Consider the following 26,034-nt stretch of genomic DNA (forward strand, 5'->3'; position numbering starts at 1 on the left):
GCTCAGCGTGCTGGACTCGGGGCTGGGGGCCAAGTCCTGATTGCGGCCTGCATCTCGCTCGTAACAACTTGTGCAGCCCAGGCCTGACTTTCCAGCCCGCAAAATCGAGCCGCCATGACAGTCACCGGTTGGGGTTAAATGGCTCTTCACAATCCGGGGTGTAGCCGGCGGCTTCAGGCCCCTGCTACACCCCGGATTGCGAAGAGCCCCTATACAAGTTGGAGCTTGGGCCGTTGGTCCGTGTAGCCAAGGAGCGCTCTTACCCGGGCGGGTTTCCAAGCGAGTTCATCCGCCAGCTCGCTCAAGGTCAGACCATGGTCTTGTGCGAGTCGATAGGCGCTTTGGAGCATGGCCGGCACCTCGCCGGGGTGCTGTTCGACGGGGCTGCGGACGAAAAGCTCGACTTTTCGGAGCTGATTCAGCCGTTGGAAGGCGCGCCGGTAGACAGCTTCAGAAATTATGCCGAGTTCCCGGCAGCGGTAGATCAGGCTTTCAATGGAGACGCCCCATTCTTTGCTCAGCTTGTCCAAGGCCTGGAGGTTGAGCCGCGCCGGGAGTCGGGGTGTGATCTCGATGGCCGGGGTGAGGAATTCGGCAGCAAACTCGTCCGCTTCTTTCTCGAGCTTCACATCGCCGTGGGACGCTTCCCCGTGCAGGACCAGATGTCCTAGTTCATGGGCGGCTGTGAATCGATGGCGGAAGACGTCGCACGCGCGTTCAGGGGTGAGGATGGCAACCGGACGTGGCAGACGGGATGTGGAAAAGGCATCAATCGTGGCGGTGGCATCGCCAGCGAACGGTATCAACGTGACGACGATCCCGTGCTTTTCCATGGTTCGGACAACGCGGGGTATCGGTCCGGGACCGATACCCCACGCACGGCGAACCATTCGAGCGGCCCCGGCTGGATCAAGGTCGACAGGAGTGGCTTCCCCGTCGATGAATCCGGGCATATCCACTTCGGGAAGCTGAACGCGTTTTTCCAGGGCATGGGTCAACTCCCACATCTGTTCGACAAAGGTGGTTGCCTTTTTCCGCTCGCGCGCTGGGGTCCGCCGCAGGCTGCGGAAATGTGCATCCGCTTCGGAAACATGGGTGTAGGGCCGGCCGGTGGCAAAGAAGGCAACCGGCATATCCAAGATCGACGCCAGTGCGGCGACATGGTCGGCCTTAGGCAGGTTGGATCCTGTCTCCCAGTGGCCCACGGCCATCGGGGAAACGTTCAGCTCCTTGGCCAAGGCCGTCTTGTTTAGTCCGCTCAGGCGACGCGCCTGAATGAGCCTGCGGGGATCAAATGCCCGAGAAACGTCCGCAGGCGATGGGGATATGCGCGCACCGGACGAGTTGCCGATCAATTTCACGAGTTGGAGGCTTCGCTTTCCGATGCGGCGGTGTCCGATTCTTCGCCTGAACCAGCGATCGTGCGGCGGGGAAAGATATTGAGCTCGTCGGCCTCATCCGTCTGATCAAAGTAGGTCAGTTCGGGTTCCTCGGACACGGTTCGGAGAGCCGGGCGATGCGTAATCCCTTCATGAGTGGACGCATTCTCCGGCAGGGCTTCCCAGGTTTCCCAAACCGCCTTGCCGTTCTCCTCGTCCACACGGAGGTCGCCCCATCCGAGCCCCCACAGGCCGGACGCCGGATTGCTGCCAAAGCCAATGGTTACGACCTGTCCGAAAGCAGCCAGTTGTTCATCCAGCTCACGCAGCTGTTCGTAATGGGCCTCGACGTCGAGGTCTTCTTCCAGAGCATCTTCAATCGTCCATTGGTGAGCCTTCGCAGGGTTTGGGCTCACCAGCGCGAGAAGGGAACGCCGCAACTCAGATAGGTCGATCTTGGCGTCCTCACGGGTTACGCGCCGGTCGGTGCTGTAGCGAAGGGGCAGGAGGGCAATCGAGGTTTCCTCCACCACGGGGAGCTCGAACCTGCCGCCGGCAGGCTTTCGCAGTACCACGCCCGGTACTTCGCCCAACAGCTCCACCAGAACCTCGTGCATCTTCACCTTCAGCGTGTGGCCGTAGGTGTCCCGTTGAACCATCTCGGCAGAAAGGTGCGCCTTGAGCGCAAGGTCATGCGCCGTGTGCATGGCTCGACTCGCTGCAACCGCGAGTTCGGCGGCGAGGCCGCCAAAACGGGATTCCGCCCATCCACTTACCGGAATGTTGTCCAATACTCCCCCTTGATTCTTCAGCACCTCCATGGCGCCATAACTTTAGATTAGTTCACCAAATGAGATGTTGAGGGTAAGGGGTCGTCCGTGTTGAAGATCTCTGGGGCACGGGCAGCTCTGGCCCAGGAGTCGTTACCGGCGGTGATGCCCAGCAACTAACAGTCACGGGCTGCAGGTCAAAAAATTAACCGTGAAGACGCTTGTCGGACGTCGATTGGCAGGTCCCTAAACGGTCTGGGGACTGTGTCGTCTACATTGTGTGGGTACCCGTCGAGTTGAGATTCCGGCCGTGAGCAGTGAGCTCATTGGGTCCGTGGAAGGAAAGGTCCGCGATGACTACTGAGCTACCTGATCTTGGTGCGCTGTACCTGAGGCACCGTGCAGCCATGTATCGGATGGCAGCTGTGATGTTGCGCGGGACCGGGCACGAGGATTCCGCAGAGGACGTCGTGCAGGCAGTGGTCACGAAACTGGTTGGTGCGATGCCCGCCGAACCTCCGCAGAACTGGGAAGCCTGGCTGATTCAGTGTGTGAAGAACCAGGTCAAAGACCTGCTGAAACTGGCCTCTACCCGCAGAGAGGTGAGCAAAGAACCCGAAGTCACTCCGGAATGGGGAATGGAAGATGATTTTGCGGAACAGGTTGCGGAGCGGGTCGTCGCCGAAGATGCCGGGGTCAAGGTCCGAGAAGCACTGGGATGTCTAACAGCCAAGGAACGCGAAGTGGTGTGGTCCGTCTGCGGCAAAGAGCAAAGCCAGACGGACGTTGCGCGGCGGCTGGGGATCAGCCCGGGGCGTGTATCCCAATTGAAGAAATCGGGGCTGAACAAGCTGCATCAGCAGATGCAGCAGCAGGGAGTGCATGATGTCGTTTGATTCGGACAGGGAAGAACTGATGTGGGACATCCTTTCCCAGCCACCTCAAGAACGAGCTCGGAGTCTTGAGCATTCGATTCTGACACCCGCCGAACGCGAGGAAGTCCGGCGACTCGGCGACGTGGCGGATGCTGTCTGGCTGGAGGCGCAGGAAGCTCCGCCGTTGGAGCAGGACCCTGCAGCCCGCCTCTTGGGACTAGTCCCTTCTACTGAAGAATCACTTGACCATAGGCAGCTGACCAAGCTTCGCAGGAGCGCCGGAGTGAATGTCGAGGACTTGGCTAGCCGACTGCGCAGTAGAGGATGGGACGTCGAATATCGGAACGTCATTGCATGGGAGAGCGCACGAGGAGCAGCTGAAGTTCCCCCCGCCATCATCGAAGCCATCGCACAGATCTTGAGGATACCGATTGAACGACTTGTTCGACCCCTTCCTGCTCCACAAGATTCTCCTCTGCAGCAACTCCGCCAGCATGCGGCCTTCGGGGAACTGGCGCGTCGCTGGTCTGACCTGAAACAGATTTCCATAGACGCCGCAGAGCGGGCGCTAGCCGTTCGGACCCTCACAACGGTGCACCGCGGTGAGACACCGGATCTTGATCAAAGCGTGGCATCTTTGGAGACGTTGGTTGCCGCTATGGAAGATCGGGCGGAGGAGGATCGACAGTGAACATGGAGGAATGCGTCTCGTTGGTGCTCGGCCAGATCTCCAGCGACGATCGGCAGGCACTTTCCCGCGACCCAGCGAACAGCGTAAGGGATATTTTCGGGCTGACGGTCCGGCCGGCCGAACATCTAGGAGAAGGACGGGGGATCGACGGAGCCTGCGATGGGATGTCCTTCCTGGACGATGACGTTCTTCTTTACTCGCCCACGCCCAACAGCCGGCGGGAGAACTTCACCATCCTGCACGAATTGGCGCACTGGCTTATCGATAAAGAACAAGACGTCATGGTCTGGTGGGCAGACCAAGACGGGCGCGACCAACTCTTGGAAACCATGTGCGACCACGTCGCTCAGCAACTCCTGCTGAGCGATGAGTCCGTCAGCGCCATTGTTGGGGACGGGCCGGTTAGGGCCTCGCACTTCTTGCAGCTTCTGGAAGATTCTGAGGCGAGCCGGCAGGTCTGTGCGATTGCCCTGACTAAGAAGCTCGGGGGAGCAGGCGCCGTCGTGGTGATCGACAAGATCGATAAGCGGGTCGAATTTGCCAGCGTCCGTCCGCACCCACGAAATGGTTGGCCGAAGGTCTACCCATGGCGTTCTCAACAGATTGCCGACGGGCACCCCCTGGTCCAGTTGTCCAACCAAGCGAACAGAACCGATCGTACGGAGTGGTCCACCCCATGGGGAGAACGGGGCCACTACTACGTCGACGCGCTGGCGGACGACCGGAGAGTCTACGCCGTGTTCTCCGAAACCGACCTTTGGGAGGCCCTGAGCTATCACTCGAGGCAAGCCTTCGAGTACGACCGACGACTCGAACTTCAGGGCTATTGCTGCGGAGAGTCCTTCACCAGGCCTGGGTACCCGTGTCCGGATTGCAGCCGCCCTTACTGCCCGCGATGCAACCAATGTAAGTGTCAGCGCGACCAAGAACGGGAAGAGGTGTGCAGCGAGTGCTTCCTCCGTCGGCCCGCGCACCGCGTGGTCAACGGCGTCTGTGTCGATTGCCGGTGACAAGGACCGGGCACCCCGGCACCGCGCTCTAAACATTCCACGGGCTATCTCGTCTTCTTTCTGAGGGCGCCTGAAGGTCAGGCCCCTCAGAAAGTCTGAGATGCCAACAAAGAGTGCATTCGCCCCGTCAACTGTCCACGTCCACAACACCGCTTGCGAGGAGGCCGCTCACGCCAACTGCCAGTGTTTCTGCCACGGCGCGGGACACCAGTTCAACCTGATACAACGCGCCGCCTCCTGCGAGACGGACGCTGAACTGCGCAACCTCGAGGACCTTCTCCACGCCATCTACGGCGGTTTCCACACCGGCTTCCGTGATGGAACGACGCCAATACGGCGGGGGAGGACGCAGCTTACCCCCTTCCGACTCGCGCGCGAGAAGTTCCGAGTCCGCGGAGGGGCAACCTGGGCAGAAACCCTGGTTCTCGATGAGGCCGTTCACACCTACTTCGTCCAAGTCGCATGCGCGAGCCGAGCAACAACTGACGCGGCCAGGAAAGCGCGGAAGGACTTCGTCACCCGTATCACGACCAAGGCGATCAACATCGTCGGCTCATCTGAGGCAGCCGTCGGAACTGCCGGATCCCACGTTTGGTGCAGCATCGTCGCTGAATTCCTGGCAGGGAAGGATCCTCTGATCGGGACACCGCCGCGGCGCTTCGACAGAATCTGCTACCCGCGAGAACGGCAGGCGCAAATCCCCGCACACCTCGCGTCCGTCCGGGAAGGCGGCCTGCAGCACCTGGAGGCGGAATTCAACGCGCCAAGCGGCCTTTCCAATGAGGAGAAGATCGAACTCCTGCGTTTGGCTGGCATGGCCTCGTGCGCCGATCCTTGGCACCACCCAGCCGTGGTCCGCAGTTGCATTGAACCCACCATGGCAGCCAAGACGTGGCCCCTCGCCAACACCACGAAAATCGCCACCCGCAACAACTTGAAGGCCATCGTCAAGCGCCGCTGGATCAAGAACGGCAACTGGTGAGGGCCCTCCGTCAAGGGCGGTGAGTGGGTTCAGGATCCAATGCATCGAGCGTCAGTCGGTTTCCGAGTCTAGGACGTCAGTTTGGGGTATACCCCAACCTGACGTCAGGCGTACGGCCTCAGAGCGTCAGATTAGAGTCCTCATCCGCCTTTATGAACGCATGCTCCGCGAAGTCTCAGAGCTGTCCTGACACTCTCGGATCACATCTGCGGTTGGCCGTGTGGGAGATCGCGCTAGTGGGTCAGGGTCGGCGCTCTCTCCGGGCGCGTTTCCTGATGCCCCAGAAGTGGAGGACCACCGCGCTGGCCATGAGCACCACGTAAAGACGCGAGACCTCCTTCAACGCGGTTCCGAAGGTCGGCGTTAGGCCAAGGAGGGGACCCAGCACGAAAGCGGTTAATAGGGCTGCCACGATGAAGGTCAGCACGATGGCGCCGGCGGCAATGGCCTTGTCCTTCATCCTGATGCCGTCCACGAAAGCCGCCCCATGCGCTAATCCTAAGCGGATAGATCATGGGTGGAAGTCTCGAGGGGATGCGCGGGACGGTGCGGGGGCGAGGGCCTGGTGGACCCTGTGCGACGTCGGAGGCCGCCCGCCGGGTCATGGACTGCCTGCCTGTAAGACTGGGGACATGGAAAATGCGGAGGGTGGGGGACGCCTGGGGAATGACCCCGAAGGGGCGGACTGGATGGAAGAGTTCGGGTTCACCGTGGAGCCCGGCAGCTACTTTGAAGGCCCCGAGGAGGGCGTCGACGTTGACGAGTGGCTTGCCGCCTACGGGGAACGCTTGGGCATGCCCAATCCGTTGTGGGTCAGGGACGGTGTGTTGCCTCCGGATGCGCGGGAGCACCTGCTGTCCAACGAGGATGGACGGGTGATCATCGATTACCCGCCGGATGACCAGCCGGGGCTGGAAGTCCTGGAGCCGGTGTTCGACGTTGTTCGCAGCGTCCAAGCCACCTATGGCGTCACCGACTTCTCCCTGTTGGACCGGATTCCGCACCTGGAGGAGCTGTGCATCCACGACAAGATCAAGGTCGCTGCTACCCGGCATGAATGGTCCGAGCTGCGCTCCTACGACGGGCCGTGGCAGCGTGGGGCCGTGCCCTTCGTGTCGGCGCCGCGCCTGGACTCCCTACTGCTCAGGGGCGCCACCCAGGAAGCGCTGGACCTGATCCAGGGACCGCTTTCCTCGCTCCACCTCCCACGGCTGAAGCTCGCTGACGGCTCGCCCGGCTGGGCCCATCCGGCCGGCTACGTCTCCATCCACACCACGCGGCGGGTCGACGTGAGCAACCTGCGCCAGTTGGCCTCGGCCGAGAAGGTCGCCTTCGACGGCATCGGCGAAGTCACCGGTCTGGATACTCTCACCGCCGACTACCCCCTGCAGGAACTGGTCCTGGAAAACGTGCGCAGCCTCGGTGCCATCAGCCCGTGGAAGATCCGGGCCGAGAAGATCTACGTCATGGGCCGGCCGAACGTGATGAAGTGGGTCAACGAGGCCCTGCTGCACCGGCCCGATGACTGGGAGGAGCGCTGGGTGTTCGACCACGGCTGGGTCCCCGGGAACCCGGCCACGTAGATTGAACACGCGGGAACTAACCTCAGCCGGCTCAGCGTCGAAGCCGCTACCTCGTACTACACCGAATATCCCCCGAAACGAGAGCTCCCGGTGCAGTTCCTCGACTTCCTGGTGGATGGCCGGCCGTTGCGGGACCTGCTGGAGGTCCCGGACGATACGAAACAGCCGACCCAGGAAACCACGGCCCTGCGCGATGACCATAACTGGCCAAGCGCTGCGGTGGAGCAGTTGGACCGCCTGCTGGGAGTTCTGCCCGGCGACTTCGACGACGGGCGCATCGCGCTTCTGATGTGCACAGCCTGCGGCGACCTGGCCTGCGGCGCGGTGAGCATGGAGCTGGTGCAGACGCCCCAGACGATCACCTGGCAGCGGTTCGGCTGGCAGGACGGCGTCACGGACGAGCCGCAACCCTGGTTGTTCCCCGAGCAGTCCTTCACCTTTGACCAGACCGACTACGAGCATCTCCTGCGCAGCCTGCAGGACCGCTACCGGAGTCTCCCGCCGCAAGAACCTTCCGCCCCCAACCGTCGGTCTTTGGAAGATTGCTCCGCCTTTTCGGACGCTGAGCCAGCCGGGAGTAGTGGGGGGAGCCCGCCACCAGTCGGCTCCCCTTCCCGCCCGTGGTCAGCTTCCGGGATCCCGCACGGGTAATCACACCGCCAGTGGCCGGGGAGCACGCCGTGGCCATTGCTGAGACGAGATCACTCACGCGGTTTCGACTGGACGTTTTGCCCTTGCCGCTCCCGTCCCGCCGCCACGCCGAGGGGCAGCGTAACGAGCAATGAGACAAGCGCGAGACCGCCCATGGTGATCCAAGGGCTGAGTCCCAAGAGCTCAGCGATAAGGCCACCGATAAACACGGATACGATCAGGGCAGCCCTGCTGATCCAGTTGTATCGCTTAGATGCTGGCCCAATCGACCCCGGCTTCCCCATGCGCTAAGCATATTGCTCCTTGTCAACCGTCCCATCGGACACAGGGGCACCCCGCCGCGTGTAGGCCTCCACGGCACCGTGACGAGTACGCCGGAGCACATCGCATCAAATGAGCGTCTTGTGAGATTCTCCCGGTAGCGGAAAGGTGGATTCGTGAGATCCCTGCCGCTCGCCTGGAATTCAACAAACCGAGCGCCCATGATTCTCCGTGTGCCGCGCTATTCTGCAGGTGACGCCTATCCGAGGAACCCATGCTCGAATTCTTCATCGACTACTCTGACGATTACCCCCGCTGGAAGCGGATCGTCTCGTATGTACTAGTCAGTCTTTGGGCATGCTCTCTCGTCACCGTGCTCGTCATGGGTTTCGTCTTGGACATCACCTCGCCGAGCACCCTCGAAACGTGGGCCTACGTCGGTACGGCCGTCTTCTTCGCCTGCATCCCTCTCTGGTCCTTCATTTCACACATTGAAATCGTGCGGGATGAAGAAAGCCACTGAAGCCGCTTCTGTCCTTCAGCTATGAATGCCGGGTGCCACTGGAGTGGCTCACTCTGTCGGCCCGGCGATGAGTGGAGCAGGCCGATAACTGCGTCCCATTTAACGTTTGATTAGTGAGACGCCCGGCCGCACATCCCTACCTGAGCAGGCGCCCCCTTACTGTCGTTCTGCATTCGAGGCATTTCCCTGGTCGCTTCATGTATGGAGTCTTGCCAAGGCAGCAAATCGTCACGACGGCGGCAGCGCCACCCCGTGACCCATCTGGAATGGGCTGGCTCCCGGGCGTTCCGGTTCGAGCAGGTCAGTAGCGGGACATTCGAGAGGCGGTGAATCTGCGCGAGGTGTGCCAGGAAGACCGGCGCCGTTTGTCGGGTGCCAGCGGCAGTTCATCCACCTTGGCCCCGGGAACTACGCTTGCCGATGAGCTGCTCGATTAGTACCTCAAGCAACTTTGCCGATATCAGGCTGCAGGGAATGTTTGGCCTACGCTGGGGACTACCAGGCTTGAGCGTGACGACCCTGATGTAAAGCGCCAAGTACAAGAACTGAAACGTTACTGCGAAAGACCCTAATTGCTAGTCGGACAAACGCCAACTGTGACACAGATCCTAAACTAAATGAGGCATTGGCGGTAAACCTTCGCGCTCAAGGATTTCATTAAAACGTCGACACCAGCTCAGCGCAACTACTTTATCGACTCCAAGTGCGAAGGCAAGCCAGCCGGCAAGATGGTCGACAAATGCAAAAACTGAGTCAAACTTTCGATGGGCGGCGTGATTAGCAAGCCCGAATTTCTCGCATCCACGAAGATGCACTTCGATACGTCTGCGATGCTCCGGCATCAAACGCACAGAATCATCAACCAAAAGCCCAAGAACAACTTTTCGTGAACCAGGCGGAACAATGCGCGTCTTAGTCCGGTGTGTAACGAAACCAGCTTTCCGAACCAAACCCGATACTTCCTGGACGACCGCTTCTGCGGTAGGGCGATCGAAGGCGTCAAGGCTCGAGAATGTCAAATCGTCAGAATAGCGAGTGTAATTCAGACTGCGTTGAAGTGAGAATTTCTGCAGGAGTTGGTCGAGGCGAGTTGCGGCAGCATTTGCAAGAGAGCCGCTCGTCGGTCCGCCTTGCGGAAGGACTCCCATCCCGGCTACAGCATAGCTACCGATCACAGTGTTCGCAGCGAGCCAAGGGGCGCGTTCGAGATCTTCTGTCCGCGTCGTGATCCGTGCAAGTTCGAAGGACACAAGTTTGTTGTAACCCAATTTTCGAAAAACCCGATACACCGATTGTTCACCTACCGTGCCGAAGAAATCGTGTAGATCCATCTTCACCAACCAACGAGCACCCATATGTTGCGATGCACATTGCACAATGGAGGTCTTCGAACGATAAGCGTAGCTTGCTGGGTGCATGGGCAATTTGTCGAGGATATTGCGCAAGATCCATCGTTGTACGTCCATGAGGATTGGCTCGGGCGCCGAGATGGGCCGTGTGCCCCCGGTTGCTTTAGGTATCGCGATCGAACGATATGGGTCCCGGGATCTGCTGACGATTTCCCGTAGGTAGCTGTACGAAGCACCTGTCTCGCTGGCGAGGTGCCCTAGCGAGAGAATCGGATACGCACCTTGAGCCCGTAATCGAGCTCTTTCCGCCGATGCGCGCTTAAGTGCAGATGGCTCAACCCCAAGATCGACCCCCTGCTGATGATAGAGGTGAGGAGAAATCACGTCGGCTTACCTTTCGACCCGTAGGGTTCCGTAGGACTGGATGGAGAATCCCCGAGTCGCCGATGGAAGGATGTCTCCATCCAGCCCCACGCGCAGACTCAGATCGTCCTATGATCACAGTTAGCCACGATCCTTGAGTGTGGCTTAACGCCACACTCCAGCGAGCTGCAACGATGCTGCAGCTTCATCACTAAGCAAGTGATCCCTCCTCACCTCTTGTAGCGAGGATAGTACGGAGAAGGGTCGGGGGTGAGCAACGCCGGAGCCCGGCGAGGCTTCCGGCGGTGGGATGCTAGCGCTTCGTATCCAGCCGACGTGAGCCTACCTTTGGTATCAATCAACTGCAGACGTTCGAGAGAAACCAAAATTGCTCTTACGGCTGGTAGGTGTAAGCCGAGAGCCAGGGCTAGTTGCTCCTCAGCGCGAGGCAGAAGGCCGAGCATAATCATATGCATTTGCCATGGACGATCGATGTGCCCGTCTCGATGACGTGCTGCAAGCCGAACTTGTCCCGCATCGAGAAGTTGCTGCGAAATATTGACGCCCGGAACATGGCTCCCAATTTCGTCTGAGAGACTCGTTGATACTGAACGACCATCGAAGAAGGGTTCCCATCTTTTAGATCTTTTAATAAGAATGGCCGGAAGGTTGTTGGGTACTGAGAATGAACTTGCAAATAATCCCGCGCTACCACGGTATCCAAGTGCGGGCCATACCTTTCCGTGCTTCGCATAGATGCGGCACACTTCCTTGACCTTTGCTCCAAGATAGGAGTTTTCTATTTCTCTAATGCCCGGGGCGATCTCCGTAACTTTAAGAAAATCTATATGCGGGCTAGTCTCGACTGCACTTTTCCCAGCGGATGTTGCAGCGTATGCGATGACGCCGATTTGAAGCCACTTAAACGATCGCCAACTCCTAATGGTTCGGTTGCGGCACCACGTTTCGACGTAATCTAAAACTTGTTGACCCGATCCGATATAGTCAGTTACGCATAAAAGGGTGTGGACCTTAGATGTCCTCATTTCCTCAAGGGTTAATGGCGCGGAGAAAATAGACGTGGACGGAGATGCCTTGCGGACTTCGCGTATGAGCTGCGCCATCAAGGCTTCACTGCCAGGGTTATTTGCGATTGGCTGCGCGGGGTTGAACCCACAGAAGGTAGTTAGTTCTGCATCATCGTCAATATCGTCTTCGCGGATCATGTCTTCTGAAGAGATAATTGGAACGAGAGCTACGGGAAAGCGTTCTTGACGGTCCGCGAGTAATTCTTCGATCGAACGTCGAATGCCGGTGATTACTTCGCCACCTTGTAAAAATCGCACGCTATCTAATAGCGTCATGGCTGCTGCTTGATCATCTACCTCGAATTGCTTCAACCATTCTGCAGCACGGCGGGTTTTAGATAATTCCATAGGTGCTCCTACTTCGGCAAAAGATAATTACCTTGGTATCCTTCCATAGGCTAGCTGAAACTGACTATCGCAGTTTGATTCAGGACCGGTGCGACGGCATGAATCAGGACCACTTCAGTGTTGTTTTCATCTGTTGAAAGCAATCATTTTGGAGGTCCCGGATGAGGGTGCGCATGGAGCTGTATGCCAAGATCCGCCGAGATGCCCGCGTGGAGGGCGTGTCGATCCGCGGACCGGCCAAGCGGTATCAGATCGGCAGGGACACTGTCCGGCAGGCCTTGTCGGATCCTGTCCCGCTGGCTCCGGGGGAAACAACCAATGCTTTCGAAAGCCCAAGAGGCCCACCTCGTTACCCTCCACCAGGGCGGGTGCACACCACGAGCGAGATTGCGGAGCTATTCGGCGTCGCTCGATCCATTGCCTACCGCGCGATCAAGCGAGGAACAACAGCGTCGCCCAAGTGACAAATAGCGCCGCCAGAACGCCGCCATTTATCGTCGCGAGTCACACGTGTGGAACGAACCGCCCGGCTGCGGTGGTCCAGGATGATGGCGGTTAATCGAGTTCCAGGACGCATGAGGAACGCCTGAATGAGGTCAGGATTCGGGGCAGCCCGGATGCGTGCAACGACCTCAGGGTTCACGCTTTGCGAAGCCCGCAGCGCATGTTTGTGCTGGCTTTGGGACAGGTGGAAGAAACGGTCCCACACCGTCCTTGTCAGTGCAGTCACATCACCGGGCCCGGATCTGTGCAGTGCCATGTCCCGGGCGTCGCCGTACTCGTATTCGTACCTCTCACCGGCCAGGTCCATGACCAGGTCGATTTCCCCATGGACGAACAGTTCCTCTACCTCGGCAAGGGCCGGGGGGTCAGCGAGAAAATGGACACGCCCATCCTCTTCGATGGCCACTAGCGGAAAATTCACGACGTGATCCATGGTCACCTTTCCTGACAAGAACCTTTTCATCCCTACGCTCGATCGTCTTCCCGGCAGGGGGTCACTTCTGCTGGGTTCCGAGCCATTGTTTGGCGTCGAGGTCGGCGATGCGGCGGTAGAGGGTGGCACGGGACATGCCGAGGTCTCGGGCGACGTGGGTGGCGGGTTGGCCGGCGTCGATGAGGCGGCGGGCGTTTTCGATCTGGCTGTGGGAGAAGGCCGGGCGCCTGCCTCCGAGGTCGCCTCCGGCGGCCCTTCTTTTGGCGACGGAGTCGGTGACGCGTTCGCGCTTGATGTCCAGTTCCATTTGGGCCAGGGCTGCCATGACGGTGAAGACCATGGACCCCATGAGGGTTCCGGTGTCCACATTCCCGCCTCCCAGGTTGAGCACGCGCAGGTTGACGCCCCTGCTCCTGAGCTGTTCGGCGAGGCCGAGCAGGTTCACGGTAGAGCGTCCCAGGCGGTCCAGGGTGGTGATGACCAGGGTGTCGCCCTCCTGCAAAGCATCCAGGGCCCGGTCGAAGGCCGGCCGGGTAGCGCGGGCTCCGCTGACGCCGTGGTCGACATGGAGGTCATCGCGCCGGACCCCGGCCCCTAGCAGGTCCTTGATCTGCCGGTCCGCGTCCTGCGCCCTCGTCGAAACGCGCGCGTAGCCGATCACCTTGCCCACTGGGCCCCCGAGAGTGTCTTGCAGCCGATGTTCATGACAAGAATCCTACGCTTGGGTTGCGAGGCATGGTGGCAAGACATTCGACCCTGCGGACTTCCTTGAACTTCCGCGGACTTTTCAGACCGGGCTTGTGTCTCGACCGATTGTCTTGCATCCCGTCCGTTGCAAGACGGCAGGCCCAGGTTGAGGCCGGAGCTTGGGACGGGGTAAGTAGACCCGGGGTGTCGATCACCCGCTTTGTCTCCGCGCCGGTAGAGTGCCGAATGGTGCGCCTCGGTCTCAAGCGGGCGAACGGTTTCATGGGGGAAATATGGAAGCACTCATCCACGCGTTCGAGCGCGACGTCAGGCTGATCCCGGAGGACCGGTTTGCGGTCTATCAGAAGGGCTGGGAGGGCCGGATCGGGATGGCCCTGATTGACGCGGTCTACTCCAAGCAGACGCGCTACAAGACGAAGCGGGGCAAAGGCCTGCTGGCGCGGCTGCTGGCCTTCCAAGACGAGCACGCCGAGGCCGGCCGCGACCTGCGCAATCTGCTCGAACTGCCCGAGTCAGCGCTGCGCCGTATCCTCGGCAACGGGGTAACGAACCGCCGTTCCAAGGCCTCGGCGGTTCTCGAGGCGGCACGGAACCTTGGCCAGTTGGGCGTCTACACGCACCAGGAGTACGACCACTGCAACCAGGCCCACCGGGATGCTTACCTTGGCGTTCACGGGCTGGGGCCGGTCACACACAACTACTTCGGGATGCTGCTTGGCTACCCGGACACGAAACCGGACACCTGGATCATCCGTGCCGTGCAACGCGTGGCCGATGCCGAGGGCATCCGGGTCAAGGTGGATTCCAAGCTCGCCCGGACGGTCCTGACCGCCGCGCACGAGCGCACCGGGCTGGGTAAGACGGTCACCCATATGGACCACGCCGTCTGGCTGACAGAGCGCGAGCGGACCGCATGAGCGCGAACCCTAAACTCGGCGCGGTACTGGTGCTGGCTGCGCTTTGCATGGTGCTGGGCGCCTGCGGCGGGCAGCCTCCGGCAGGGGCCGCCGGTCCAAGCCCGGGGGAAACTGCCGTTGCTTCCCCAGCGGCCGTCGAAGACGACCCGGAATTGCAGGCCATGGAGGATGCGCAGTTCTGGGACATCATCGACCGCTCCCTGGAAGCCTCGGACGGAAGCACCGCGCGGCAAGCGGACGAGCTGGAGGGGCTTCTGGCGGCGCTGCCTCCGGAGCAGGTCGCGTCCTTCAACGCCGCGTTCGTCTCGAAAAATCTTGCCCTCTACACATGGGAGCTGTGGGGTGCGGCCTACGTGCTCACCGAAGGATGTGCGGACGACTGCTTCGAATACTTCCGCAACTGGGTGGTCGGTCAGGGTCGCGCCTACTACGAAGCCGTGCAGCGGGATCCACAGGCATTGGCCGACGGACGGCTCGAAAGCGGGGACGCGGTCTATGACGCGGAGCTGCTGGCCTATGTCGGCGCAGAAGCGTACCTGGCGGCCAGCGGCGGCCGTGACATGTACGAGGACTATCCGGAAAGTCCGTCTACCATCGCCGATGGGGAACCCTCAGGCACGCCATGGGACGAGGAAGAAGTCGAGAGCCTTTATCCTGGCCTTGCGCCTCTTCCGTACGACCTGGGCAGGGAGCAAAGCCAGGCTTAAGCGCGGAAGTGCCTCGACAAGGGAGTCTTGCTATCCATCGGATACAGGACGTGAGGACCTTTGCAGTTGGGGCGCCTTCGTTGGGCATCAGCAAGCTAGCCGGTCTCGCCGGGCCAGCGAGCAACAGAGTCATTCAGCTACTAATAACGGTCTCCTACGCACCATTTCACGTCCCTGAGCGACGTTAGTCGTCAGAGTTCTCCCGCGACGTGATGCTGAAGCTCGGGGACTGCAGGTCCGTGAAGTTTCCGACGCTGGCGCGCAGGGTGCATTGGGGGGTGATCTGGAGGGCCGTTACCGTCAGCCCGGAACTGTCCACCGCCAGGGCGCCGCCGCAGCCGTCGGAGAAGCGCAGGCCCTCCTCGCCGCCGGTCACCGCGGTGAGCATCTGCGAGGGCTTTCCCGACGCGGGGCTGACGTAGAGCGGGTTCAGCTCGTCCGCGCCGCCGGCCCACACCGGGACCAGGGTGATCTTCAGCGGGCTGGGCGTTACCACCCGCGCCGGCGTGCGCACCTCAACGCCCTGGAGGCGCTGGACCGGATAGGCGGTGCCCTTCGTGGCCGGGTCCTGCAGCGCCGCCGCGGTGGCCTGGGATCCGGCGCGCAGCCACGCATCGAGCGCCTGCTGGTCCGCGGGCTGCACCGACACCTTGGCCGTCACCTGCACGGACCCTCCCGCCGGGACCTGCACCCCGGAGAGCTTCCAGCCGCACTCGACGTCAAGGCCGGTGATCGAGGCCTGGTTCCGGCTCGCCGACGCGTCCTCCCACGTGGCCGCCGGGCACGCGTCCCCCTCCGCCAGGCCGGGAATCACTTCCAGGAAGTCACCGGACAACGGCGCCTTCTGCGCCGCGTAGGTCACCGACAGGCGCGTCTGGCCCGAGGACGGCTCGTAGGAGGCGGTGCGGGAGACCGTCAGGCCGGTGGGAAGGGCCGGATCCTGCAGCTGCGCGGACACCTGCCCGCCGGCACCCGCCGTCGGGCCCGTCCGCCGGTCCGCAGGGGCGAGGACCACGAAGCCAACCACCATCGCGACCAGCAGGGCGGCCGCGGCGCCGGCCAGGAGCAGCGCCTTGCGGGTGCGCCAAAACGGGGTGGCGTCCTTCTCCTCGGACCGGGCCTCCGCCCGGGCCGGCACGTCGCGGCGGGGGAGCGGACGGACGATGGTGGCGCTGCCGGCCTCCCCGAGTTCGGGAACCGCGCCACCGTCGGCCGGCGAGAGGACGGTGAGGGCTGAAAGCTCCTCCTCCGTCAGGCCGCCGCGGACCACGGTGGCGGGGCGTTCGACGGCGTCGAAATCCGCGGGCGCCTCGGCTCGCGCCAGTGGGGCACTGCCTGCCAGGCCGGGCGCGAGGCGCCGGAGTGTGGACGCGGCCTCGCGGGCGGTTGGCCGCAGGGCGGGATCCTTGGAAAGCAGCGCCTCAAGGACGTCCCAGACGGCGTCCTCCACCGGAATCCTGGGTGGGCGCGAGGAGACATGGCGGTAGGCGACAGTGAAGTCGGTCCCCGGCCCGGCGAAGGGAGTCCGTCCGGCGAGGAGCTCGTAGAGCAGGACGCCCGCGGAGTACACGTCGCCTTCCGGGCCGGACCGGCCCTGGCTGATGAGCTCGGGCGGCATGTACTGCGGGGTGCCGACCAGGCCGGTGGTCTGGCGGACCTTCTCGCCCACCACGTCGGAGATCCCGAAATCGGAAACCAGCACGTCGCCCGGGCCGCACTCGGAGAAGGGGCGGGCCAGGAGCACGTTGTCCGGCTTGACGTCGCGGTGCGTCACCCCGCGTGAATGGGCGAAGGCCAGGGCGTCGAAGACTTCGGCGGCGGCGGTGAGCGCTGCCGCGGGAGGCAGGGGACCGAGGTCCTTCACCGCGTCCCGCAGCGAGCCCCCCGCGACGTAGTCCATAACGATCGCCAGCCGCGCGCCCTCCACCACCATGTCCCGCACCGGGACAATACGGGGATCCTGCAGCCCCAACAGTACGGAGCGTTCGCGAACGAACCGTTCCACGAGCGAGGGGTCCTCGGCGTGCTCCGGGCGCAGGACCTTGGCGGCAAGCAGCCGGCCATCGGCCGAGGTGACGGTCCAGACCTCGCCGACGGCGCCGGAACCCACCCGCTCGCCGAAGCGGTAGGACGCTCCCAGCGCCTCACCCGTCTGTGCCAAGTGCATGCCGTGTTCTCCAACGATGTCGATCTGGTTGTTCGATCTGTTTGTTCAGGACCGGCTCATTTTAGGCCGGGCGCGCCGGCCCCTCCGTGCGCCGCGGGCGCCCGCCGTCAGGCGCCGCCTTCGGGACTCATCGACTGGATCAGCCCCACCTGGCCGCCCACGCCGAGGTATCCGCGCCCGGCGGTCAGCGCCACGGGCGCCTTGCGCGGGAGCGTGACGCCCAGCAGTTCGCCGTCGTAATTGATGTCGGGCTGCAGGAGCACGCCCAGGCGGGACTTGCGGACCGTCTTGGTCCAGTGGCTGTACAGCCCGCGCAGGTCCGCGGCCCGCCCCGCGGCGATGATGCACAACCCCGGCTGCCCGGAGGCCACCACGCCCGCGATGGACTGGTCGGTGTCCTCGAAGCGCTCGGCGTCATCGATGAGCAGGAACACCGTACCGCGCTCCAGGCGCAGGGAGGCCAGCAGGGCCGGCACGTCGTCCGTGCCCACCGCCACGCGATCCAGGACGGTATTGGCCAGGTCGGCATTGGCCAGCGGCGAGCGGCGGTCGCAGATGCCCCACACCTGGGCCGGTCCGCGGGAGGTGGGGGCGCCGCGCAGCGCGGCGGCCAGGGCCAGCAGCAGGGTGGACTTGCCCGAACGGGAGGGCCCGGAAATCAGCGCGTGCTCGCCCTCGTACACCTCCAGGAACGCCGGGGCCAGATCGGCCTCCCGCAGTCCCACCGGGATCAGCCACGGCTCCTCCGTCAGCCGCGGCTGAACGCCCAGTTCCGGCAGCGTGACCGTCGAGGGCAGGCGCCTGATGGCGGGGGTCTTCGCGGGGGCGTGCGCCCAGTCCTGGCGCACCCGGTCGACGGCGGCTTCCAGGCCGATGTGGGGTGTGGCCACGTGCATCTGGAGCGAGGTGCGCGGATCCACGCAGCGGCCGGGAAGCGGAGCGGGAACCGCCTTGCCCTTCACGCCGAGGGAGGAGTAGTCGTAGGTGTCCGCCAGCCGGAAGATCCACCGTTGCAGGGTGACCTCGTTCATGGCCGAGGGCACCGCCTTGGCGCGGGTGGTGGAGACCGCGAAGGACAGTCCCAGCGCCGGGCCGTCAGCGTAGGCCCGGTACAGCAGGGCCAGCAGTTCCTGCCCCTCGAAATCCTGGAACTCGTCCCGCAGCGAGGCCAGCCCGTCCAGCAGCACCACGGTGTGGCGGCGTCCCCGCGGCTCGGCGCGGCGGCTCTCCAGCTCGGTGTTCAGGTGCCGCAGGAAGCGGGCCTGCTGCTCCTTGGCGCCGGCGCCGGTTCCCACGTAGGCCACGGTGTGCGGCAGGGCCTTGAGCGGCTCGAGCTCACCGGATCCCAGGTCCAGGACCATCAGGTCCAGCTCGGCCGGATCGGCGTCCTTGGCCAGGGCCAGCGCGATCGAGGCCAGCGTGGTGCTGGTGCCGGAGCCGGCCACGCCCATAAGCAGCAGGTTCCCCGTTGACATGTCCCACCCGTCCGCCGACTGGCGTTGCAGATCGGGCTCGTCCACCAGGGTCACCAGGACGGTCGAACCGCGGAGGCCGCCCACCGTCGGCAGGAGCGGGGGTGCCGGGGTGGTGGGGGAGGGGTCGGCCAGGGCGCCGCCGTCGCCGTCGCCATCGTAGGAGGGGATAGAGCCGGGAAGGAAGCCCTCCAACTCCACCCGCTCGCCGAGGGCCTCCGGCCAGACCTGGCGCGGCGGCGCGTACCCGGCCTCGGCGTTGGCGGCCACCACCGCGTCGATGAGCAGGTCCAGGTCGTTCTCGTCCGGCAGCGCGGACCGGGGCGGCGCCGCCGGGGGCACGGGGATGCCGAACTGGCGGACTTCGCGGACGTCGACGGCGGGGCCGCCGCCAAGCTGCGCCTGTCCGGTCACCAGCGCTGTCTGCACGGGAGTGATGTCGTCCTGGCCCAGCTTCACGAAGGCGCGGCCCATCTGGGCCCGGCCGATCGCCGAGGCGGCGGGCACGCCGATGACGTTGGTGGAGTCCTCGCGGCTCTGCACGCGCAGCGCCACCCGGAGGTTCGTGTTCGCGAGGATGTCGTCACTGACCACGCCCGCCGGGCGCTGCGTGGCCAGGATCATGTGCACGCCCAGGGTCCGGCCCACCGCGCCGACGCTGACCAGCGCCTTGAGCACGTCCGGGAAGTCCTTGGCCAGCATGGCGAACTCGTCGATCACCAGCAGCAGCCGGGGCATGGGCTCGGCCGGGTTGGTGGCCAGGTAGGCGTTCAGGTTGTCGATGCCCTCGCCGGCTTCCGCGAAGACCCGCTGCCGGCGCTCCATCTCCGCCTCCAGGGCGCGCAGGGCACGGTCGGCCAGCTGCTCGTCCAGGTTGGAGATGGTGCCGATGGTGTGCGGGAGGCGTTCGCACGCCTTGAACGCGGCCCCGCCCTTGAAGTCCACCAGGATGAAGTTCAGGCGGGTCGGATCGTTGCGCGCGGCGAGGCCGGCAACCAGCGAGCGGAGGAACTCGGACTTGCCCGAGCCCGTGGTCCCGCCCACCAGGCCGTGCGGGCCGTCCTTGACCAGGTCCAGGGTCAGCTGACCGTTTTCCCCCGTGCCGATCGGTGTGGAGATTCCCGTGGGGGCCTGCCACAGACGCCGGATCGTGCTGGCGTCCGGGCGTTCGTAGCCGAGGAGCCCCGGCAGCCGCACCAGGGAGGGCAGCGAGGCCCCGGCCACGTTCAGCTCCGGATCGTCGAAGCGCGCCAGGCGCATGGCGCAACGCAGGGCCTCGTCCCGGTCAAGGCCCGCCAGGATGACGTCCTCCACGCGCGTCAGGTCCTCCGGCTGGTCCACGGTGGCCGCGGCGTCCGCGCCCACCCTGATGATCGTGGTGCAGGAGGCCGGCAGCTGCTCCTCCGAGGCGGCGATGACGATGCCCGCCACGCGGGGAGGGCGCTGCTGCGGGTTGACGTGGACCCCGGGCAGGGAGCGGCCCATGCCGAGCAGCGCGCGCGCCGGGGCGTCCCGGCCCTCCGTGAGGACCTCGGAGTCCAGGACCACCAGGAGCGCCTGAGTCGGGAGTTCCTGGACGGAGTCCTTGAGCGTGCGCAGCATGGCCAGGCTCGTCTCGCGGTGCGCGGACATCCACTGCTGGCCCGTGCTGCTGCCGGCCTGGCGGGTGTGCGGCAGCCACGACGCCCACTCCCACTCGTCCGCGCGTCCGGCGTCGCAGAACACGCCGACGGTCAGGTCCGCGGGGCCCACGTGCACGGCGGCCTGGGCCAGGAGGGAGCGCGCGAGCGCCAGGGCTCCCTCCCGGGATCCCACCAAACCCACCACTCCGGCGTCGGTCAGGTCCACGAGCACGGGTGCGGCCTGCAGGCGTGCGGCCGCGAGGGAGTCCTTCACCTGTTCGTCCGGCCGTGAGCCCGCGGTTCGGTCCACGTCCGGCGTCCACGGGACGTCCCCCGTGCCGGCATGCAGGGCCAGGAAGTCGTCAGCGTCCGCCCGGCGCTGCCACAGGGACGTGGCGGGCAGGGCCGGGCGGCGCACCACCGTCGCGGGGTCGGGAATGGTCAGGTGGCGGCGGGCGGTTTCCGCCTCGGCGGCCGTGCGGATCTCCTGCTCGAAGTCCTCGAGCGCCCCGCTGAACCGCTCGTCCTCTTCCTTGAGGCCCTTGGCGTGGCGGCGCTTCTGTTCGAACCACATGCCCACCGCCATCACCGGACTGAGCATGGCGAACATCGCGAAGCGCAGATCCCGCAGGATCAGCACCATCGCCACGGCCATGACCAGGGGCGCCAGCACGGTGATGTAGCTGAACTTGTTGGCCGGCGGCACGTCCTTGCGGGACGGCGGGACCAGGGAGTCGCCCGCCGGGGCCCGCCCGGGACGGGGCGGCCGGTTGAAGGGCGCCGTTGCCGCCGGGGTGAGGTTGTGGAGGCTGCCGGGGGCCGGGGCGGGCGTCTCCTCCAGCGACGGGCGCACCAGGAGCACCGTGCCGCCGGCCGTGACCGTGGCCGTTTCGGTGACCAGGACGCCGTCGTCCCCGATCCTGTAGCCGTTGACCAGGGTGCCGTTCGTGGACCCGGCATCGACCACCCGCAGTCCGTCGTCCTCGCGGCGCAGGCGGAAATGGTTCCAGGACGCGCTTTCGGTGGGAAGGCTGAGGTCCGCGTGCGGAGACCGGCCGATGAGCATCTCGCGCCCCTGCGGGACCTCAATGACGACGCCGACGCGCTCGCCGCCGGCGAGCGTCACGCTCCAGCCGTGGACGCGCTGCGGAGTCCGCCAGGGCGCCCGCGAGATGCGGCTGCCCTCCAAAAGGACCAGCTCGGAGACCGGGGTGGAACCGCGCACCTCGGCCTCGTCCACGAACACGGCCTCGTCGGGCGCAAGGCGGGGCCCGCCGGCGGCCTCCACCAGGTCCGCCAGCGTGGTGGCCGGTGCGGCGTGGGCCACCTCGCACTCAAGGCGATGCCCGTCCAGGTCGATCAGCACGCGCACCGTGGCGCTCCTTCCGGGGTGGGATGTTGCGGGGTGGGGTGGTCAGGGACTGGCCGGCGCGGGCACCCAGACCAGCCGCGGAGCGTCCTCGTCCGCCGGGCGCAGGCCCAGGTCCTGGGGGGAAGCGTAGACCGGGCGGACTTGAGCGGTCAGCGCGGCGGGGCGTGAAAAGTCCAGCGCGGGACCAGCGGCGCCCTCGCCCGGCCCGATGGCCAGGGTGCGCAGGGTCGCGCCGACCTCGGACGGATCCCCGCTTCCGGCCACCGCGGCGGCCCGCACCAGGGCGACGACGGCGTCGTGGCTGCGCGAGTCCGCGGCCCACGCGTCTGCGGCAAACGGGGCATCGCCCGTCAGGTTGGTGATGTCCGGGTCGCCGGCAGCCAGCCGAACGGCCGAGAGGTAGGCGGACATGCCGCGCCCCTGGGCGTCCTGCTGGAGGGCGGTGGCATCGCCTTCAGCCGGGGCAACGCTGACCAACTGCCCGGAAGCGGTCCCGTCCAGGTCGGCGAGGGTGGAGGCGAAGGCCGGGGAGCCGGCACCGTCCGGAAGGACCAGGGGAACGGAGACGTCGCGGGCCTGCAGGGCCTGGACCAGCCGGGCCAGCCGCTGCGGGGTGGCGGCCGAGACGATCACGGCGTCCGCGGGTTTCGCAACGCGCGTGGGCTTGGCGCCCGCGGGAGCGTCCTCGGCCGGCTGGCGCAGCTGGTCGCCGGTTTGGACGGCGGCCTCCTGGGCCAGGGCCGTCAGATCCTCAAAGCCGTTGAGATTCAGGGTCTTCGCAATCTGGACTGAGGCGGGGACCTGGCCACCGTCGTTGACGAGGAGCACCCGGCCCTTCCCGTCCAACGCGGTTTCAAGGGCGGCCTCGACGGACGCGCCCGAGGGTCCCGTGGTCCAGGTGGTGTCCGCCGGCTCAGACGGCTCGGCGTACGGCAGGATCGCCGGGAGGCCGAGCTCCTGCGCGGTTTGCGCCGCGGCCCGGGCCTGCGCTCCCGTGGTCGTGACCACGATGCCGGACGCGCCCTGCTCGGCAAGCTTGCGGACGGCCGCGCGCGCGCCGTCCGCCGTGCCGCCGTCGTTCTCGGCCGAAAGGGCGACGGCGGCGCCACCCTGGGTGAAGCGCTGCGCGGCGACGCGCGCGCCCTGCGCCGCGCGGTTGTACTCGGAGCCGGGCTCGCCGGTCTGGCCCAGGGTGAGGACGATGCCCACCGTGAAGTCCTGGGGCAGGCCCTGGGCGTTCAGCGCCACGGGAACCGTCGCGGCCACCGGATCGGGCCGGGGGGCCGTCTGGGGTCGGGTCAGCGTCACCGACACGGTGGTAACCGCCGCGACGACGATGGCAATCCCCGCGCCGATCAGGGCGATGAGCCGATTGCGCGAGCTCATACGGCACCGCCGATCTTCAGCGTGTACAGGGTCTGTGACGTCGCACCGGCCGGCACCTGCAGCTGGAACGGCGGCAGTTCGTCCGCCGCGGTGAGGGAGGCCTTGAACTGGGCCTGGCGCAGCAGCAGCCCGGCCACGTCCCGGGAGCGGATGTTGGCGTACCCCTCGGCGTTCTGGGACGCCAGGGCCAGCTGGTAATCGGCGGTGCCGGCCTTGGCGGCGCTGGTGGCCATGGAGCCGAGCAGTCCGGATCCGTCCACCGACCGGTCGCCCAGGTCAAGCATCACCTTGCTGAGGCTCGAGGACAGGAGGGCGTTGGCGCCCTCCACGTCACGGGTGGAGCCGGAGGTGCTGGTGGCGATGGTCGCGAGCGAGGACTGGGTGCTCTTGTCCAGGGACGCGGCCAGGGCATCGCTCTGTCCGAGCAGTTCGTCCCGCTGCTTGTCCACGGTGCCGGTGGCGTCCTTCACCACTTCGTCCGAGGTGGACGTCAGGCCGGAGATGGAGCGGTTGAAGGCCGTGATCACGGCGTCGGACCCGGCGTCGCCGATTTCGGCGACCTGGCGCACCTGCCCGTCCACGGTCTCGTAGACCTCCGCCGCGGTCTCCGCCGAGACGTCGCCGAGGGCCTGCTTGATCTTCTCGCCCAGCCCGTCCTGCTGCACCTTCAGCTTCGCGAGCGTCGTGCCGACCCGGCCCGAGGAGTCGCTCGCGTCGCGGAGGACGGCGTCGAGGGCCACGATCTCGCCCTTGGTGGTTGTGGCCTTGCCGGTTGCGGCGCGGTCGAGTTCCTTCGTGGCGTCCTTGATGGCATCCAGCTTGGCGTCGATGTCATCGATGGCCTGATCCAGGGTGGCCAAGGCCTGGCTGATCGCCTGGTCCGGGGCGGTGGTGTCGGTGGCCGCGAGGACCTCGTCCCAGGCGGCCGCCTGGGCCTGCAGCCGCGCGTCCAGGGGGTCCTTGAACCCGAACGGCGGGTTCAGCTCCGGAGCCGGGTTGCCGTCATCGTCCGTGGCCGCGCAGGGAGTGGACGTCAGGTAGGACCGCAGCTCCTCCGCGTCCTGGTCGGACAGCCGGCCGTCGCGGGGATCGTCGCCGTCGGCCAACTCGCACAGCTCGTCGGCAAGGCGCTGGGTTTGCTGCGTCATCGAGCGGTTCAGCAGTTGGCCGTCACCCAACTCGCCCTTGGCACCCTGGGCCGTCTCTTCGATGTCGGTCAGCTGCTGCCGCAGGCCGCCGATGCTGCCGCGGACCGCATCGGCCGCGTCGCGGGTCGCGGTGACGGAGGCCCGGGCGGATTTCATCGCCGCGTCCAGGGTGGCGAGGGCCGTTTTGTAATCCTCGGCGTTGTCCGCGCCTTCGAGGATTGCGGCGACGTCGGTGCGCGCCTGCTCCAGCGTGGCGGCCGCGGCGTCGTGGTCCTTGATGGCACCCTCGACCACCTGCGGCTGGAGGCCGGTCACGATCTCGTCGCCCTTCTCCACCAGGCCCAGGAGCGCCCCGGTGATCGTCACCGCGGAGCCGTAGAGGGAGCAGGTCATGGAGCCCTGTTCCGCGCACTCCTCCGCGGTGGGGTTCTCGGGTCCCATGGTGGCTTGGATCGCGCCCGCCACGGTGTCCCGGCAGCTTGCGCTGACCTTCGCGTAGGCATCAAGCTGCGAAGCCATGGTCAGGACGCTGGAGTAGACGGTGGCCGACGTTCCCGATTTGGGAACCTCGGCGGTGCAGCCCTCACCCTTGATCGGAGCCGTGGCGGGCTTGGTGGTGGTGTCGCCGAGCATGGAGTCGACGGCGGCGACGGTCTGCTTGAGCTGGGAGGCGGTGGTGGACTGCGTCGTCGTCGTTGCCGCCTCGAGGTCGGCGCCGAGGGTCCCCAGCTGGTCCTTCAGGCCGGCCATGGTGGCGGCCAGGGCCTGGGAGTTGTCGCGCAACTCCCCGGCGGTCTTCACGCCCAGGGTCTGGGAGGTCTCCTGCAGGTTCTGCCGAACTTCGGTGATGGTGGATCCGGCCTTGGCCAGCACTGTATTGACGTCGGTCACCAGCGAAATGGTCCGGCGCTGCAGTTCCATTTCGGAGTCCGGGCCGGAGGAGAACGCTCCGGCAAGCACGCCGTCCGCACTGAGGTCGGTGTTGAGGCCGGGCTGTACCGCGACGTCGATGGTGGGGACCTGGAAATCCTTGACGTCGGCCACGAGGCGCAGCGTGGTGCTCGCGCCGGAACGCGGCGGAGCCAGCACGGTGGCCCACTGCACGATCGCGGCGCCGTCCTCGGTGCTGCTCAGGACGCCGTTGGTGCCGGTTGCGCCGTCCGCGGAGCCCGCGGTGATGTCGTCAGCGCTGACGCCGGTGAGCTTCGTGGACGCGGCGATGGTCAGTGGAGCGCCGACGAGGGCGGTGTCGGTACGGGCCTGCCCGGCGGCGTCGTAGTCGATGGCTTGGGGCCTGACCGTGAGGTTCTCCAGCGTCAGGTTGATCTCGACGGGCCCGGTGTGGCCCTGCAGTTCGGCCAGGTCAGAACCCGACTTCTCCCCGGCCCGGTACTGCAGGCTCAGCCGGACCGGCAGTTCGCCCACGACCTGGGCGGGATCGTACGTCGTGTCCTGTGCGGCGGAGTCCCCGGCCGCGGACACGGAGACGGTGGTGCCTTCGATCGTCTCCACCGCGGCGGCGGGGGACAGCCCCACGCGAACGCTTTGAAGGAGCTTGACTGGGCCGGACACCGCTTCCGGCTTGGCAGCCGGGGCGCAGGAGGTCGTTGCAACCAACCCCAGGGTGACCAAGAGGGCGCCCAGCACCCGGCCCGGCGCGCTGCGGAGCCCGGAGATGTGCTGTTGGGGGGTGGTCAATCTGGGCATGGTTGTCCCTCTTCCGTT

Annotated in this window: 20 protein-coding genes; 9 read left to right on the forward strand and 11 right to left on the reverse strand. The window is 65.2% G+C overall.

Features of this window, described 5'->3' with window-relative positions; genetic code table 11:
* Positions 1–209 precede the first annotated feature (209 nt).
* Both ABD912_RS00090 and ABD912_RS00095 read right to left on the reverse strand, forming a co-directional pair.
* On the reverse strand, positions 210–1,361 hold the full coding sequence (locus tag ABD912_RS00090) for an XRE family transcriptional regulator (RefSeq protein ID WP_345147544.1): 1,152 nt from the start codon (positions 1,359–1,361) through the stop codon (positions 210–212).
* Complete coding sequence (locus tag ABD912_RS00095) at positions 1,358–2,200, reverse strand: hypothetical protein (protein WP_345147546.1); 843 nt, start codon at positions 2,198–2,200, stop codon at positions 1,358–1,360. Before ABD912_RS00095 ends, ABD912_RS00090 begins: the two co-directional genes overlap by 4 nt.
* A 302-nt stretch (positions 2,201–2,502) precedes the next feature.
* Here ABD912_RS00095 and ABD912_RS00100 point away from each other — a divergent pair, with 302 nt between their 5' ends.
* The 4 genes from ABD912_RS00100 (at position 2,503) to ABD912_RS00115 (ending at position 5,707) form a co-directional block, all read left to right on the forward strand.
* On the forward strand, positions 2,503–3,045 hold the full coding sequence (locus tag ABD912_RS00100) for an RNA polymerase sigma factor (RefSeq protein WP_345147548.1): 543 nt from the start codon (positions 2,503–2,505) through the stop codon (positions 3,043–3,045).
* Positions 3,035–3,715 (forward strand): hypothetical protein, encoded by a 681-nt coding sequence (locus tag ABD912_RS00105; RefSeq protein WP_345147550.1) that lies wholly within the window; start codon positions 3,035–3,037, stop codon positions 3,713–3,715. The genes ABD912_RS00100 and ABD912_RS00105 overlap by 11 nt, the downstream gene beginning before the upstream one ends.
* Positions 3,712–4,725 carry an ImmA/IrrE family metallo-endopeptidase gene (locus ABD912_RS00110; RefSeq protein ID WP_345147552.1) on the forward strand — a complete coding sequence of 338 codons (1,014 nt, stop codon included), beginning with the start codon at positions 3,712–3,714 and terminating at the stop codon, positions 4,723–4,725. The genes ABD912_RS00105 and ABD912_RS00110 overlap by 4 nt, the downstream gene beginning before the upstream one ends.
* 100 nt (positions 4,726–4,825) lie before the next feature.
* Positions 4,826–5,707 (forward strand): hypothetical protein, encoded by an 882-nt coding sequence (locus ABD912_RS00115; RefSeq protein ID WP_345147554.1) that lies wholly within the window; start codon positions 4,826–4,828, stop codon positions 5,705–5,707.
* A 241-nt stretch (positions 5,708–5,948) separates the two neighbouring features.
* On the opposite strand, the gene ABD912_RS00120 is transcribed toward ABD912_RS00115, so the two are convergent.
* Positions 5,949–6,182 (reverse strand): hypothetical protein, encoded by a 234-nt coding sequence (locus ABD912_RS00120; RefSeq protein ID WP_345147556.1) that lies wholly within the window; start codon positions 6,180–6,182, stop codon positions 5,949–5,951.
* A gap of 157 nt (positions 6,183–6,339) precedes the next feature.
* On the opposite strand from ABD912_RS00120, the gene ABD912_RS00125 reads away from it, so the two are divergent.
* The 3 genes from ABD912_RS00125 to ABD912_RS00135 all read left to right on the forward strand — a co-directional run bounded on the left by ABD912_RS00125 (position 6,340) and on the right by ABD912_RS00135 (position 8,725).
* On the forward strand, positions 6,340–7,290 hold the full coding sequence (locus tag ABD912_RS00125) for a hypothetical protein (RefSeq protein ID WP_345147558.1): 951 nt from the start codon (positions 6,340–6,342) through the stop codon (positions 7,288–7,290).
* A 90-nt stretch (positions 7,291–7,380) separates the two neighbouring features.
* On the forward strand, positions 7,381–7,941 hold the full coding sequence (locus tag ABD912_RS00130) for a hypothetical protein (RefSeq protein WP_345147560.1): 561 nt from the start codon (positions 7,381–7,383) through the stop codon (positions 7,939–7,941).
* A gap of 535 nt (positions 7,942–8,476) precedes the next feature.
* Positions 8,477–8,725: a hypothetical protein gene (locus tag ABD912_RS00135; RefSeq protein ID WP_345147562.1), complete on the forward strand. Its 249-nt coding sequence runs from the start codon at positions 8,477–8,479 to the stop codon at positions 8,723–8,725.
* Between the two features lie 608 nt (positions 8,726–9,333).
* Here ABD912_RS00135 and ABD912_RS00140 read toward each other — a convergent pair.
* From ABD912_RS00140 to ABD912_RS00155, 4 genes are all read right to left on the reverse strand, one after another.
* Complete coding sequence (locus ABD912_RS00140) at positions 9,334–10,458, reverse strand: reverse transcriptase family protein (protein WP_345147564.1); 1,125 nt, start codon at positions 10,456–10,458, stop codon at positions 9,334–9,336.
* 209 nt (positions 10,459–10,667) lie between these two features.
* Positions 10,668–11,873 (reverse strand): phosphoribosyltransferase-like protein, encoded by a 1,206-nt coding sequence (locus tag ABD912_RS00145; protein WP_345147565.1) that lies wholly within the window; start codon positions 11,871–11,873, stop codon positions 10,668–10,670.
* Between the two features lie 421 nt (positions 11,874–12,294).
* Positions 12,295–12,810, reverse strand: a complete 516-nt coding sequence (locus ABD912_RS00150) for a hypothetical protein (RefSeq protein ID WP_345147566.1) — start codon at positions 12,808–12,810, stop codon at positions 12,295–12,297.
* Positions 12,811–12,871: 61 nt separating this feature from the next.
* Positions 12,872–13,480 (reverse strand): recombinase family protein, encoded by a 609-nt coding sequence (locus ABD912_RS00155; protein ID WP_345147567.1) that lies wholly within the window; start codon positions 13,478–13,480, stop codon positions 12,872–12,874.
* 310 nt (positions 13,481–13,790) lie between these two features.
* Here ABD912_RS00155 and ABD912_RS00160 point away from each other — a divergent pair, with 310 nt between their 5' ends.
* Both ABD912_RS00160 and ABD912_RS00165 read left to right on the forward strand, forming a co-directional pair.
* Positions 13,791–14,435: a hypothetical protein gene (locus ABD912_RS00160; RefSeq protein ID WP_345147568.1), complete on the forward strand. Its 645-nt coding sequence runs from the start codon at positions 13,791–13,793 to the stop codon at positions 14,433–14,435.
* Entirely contained in the window at positions 14,432–15,142 is a 711-nt protein-coding gene (locus tag ABD912_RS00165; protein WP_345147569.1) for a DUF4240 domain-containing protein, read from the forward strand. The genes ABD912_RS00160 and ABD912_RS00165 overlap by 4 nt, the downstream gene beginning before the upstream one ends.
* A gap of 184 nt (positions 15,143–15,326) precedes the next feature.
* Here ABD912_RS00165 and ABD912_RS00170 read toward each other — a convergent pair whose 3' ends face one another.
* The 4 genes from ABD912_RS00170 to ABD912_RS00185 all read right to left on the reverse strand — a co-directional run bounded on the left by ABD912_RS00170 (position 15,327) and on the right by ABD912_RS00185 (position 26,016).
* Positions 15,327–17,309 carry a serine/threonine-protein kinase gene (locus ABD912_RS00170; RefSeq protein WP_345147570.1) on the reverse strand — a complete coding sequence of 661 codons (1,983 nt, stop codon included), beginning with the start codon at positions 17,307–17,309 and terminating at the stop codon, positions 15,327–15,329.
* 107 nt (positions 17,310–17,416) lie between these two features.
* Positions 17,417–21,775 (reverse strand): FtsK/SpoIIIE domain-containing protein, encoded by a 4,359-nt coding sequence (locus ABD912_RS00175; RefSeq protein WP_345147571.1) that lies wholly within the window; start codon positions 21,773–21,775, stop codon positions 17,417–17,419.
* Between the two features lie 42 nt (positions 21,776–21,817).
* A complete protein-coding gene (locus tag ABD912_RS00180) occupies positions 21,818–23,161 on the reverse strand; it encodes a type 1 periplasmic-binding domain-containing protein (RefSeq protein WP_345147572.1) in 1,344 nt (447 codons plus the stop codon).
* Positions 23,158–26,016: a hypothetical protein gene (locus ABD912_RS00185; protein ID WP_345147573.1), complete on the reverse strand. Its 2,859-nt coding sequence runs from the start codon at positions 26,014–26,016 to the stop codon at positions 23,158–23,160. Before ABD912_RS00185 ends, ABD912_RS00180 begins: the two co-directional genes overlap by 4 nt.
* Positions 26,017–26,034: the final 18 nt, after the last annotated feature.

Origin of the sequence: Arthrobacter ginkgonis (assembly GCF_039540195.1) — a bacterium.
In the GTDB taxonomy this organism is placed as follows: Bacteria; Actinomycetota; Actinomycetes; order Actinomycetales; family Micrococcaceae; genus Zafaria; species Zafaria ginkgonis.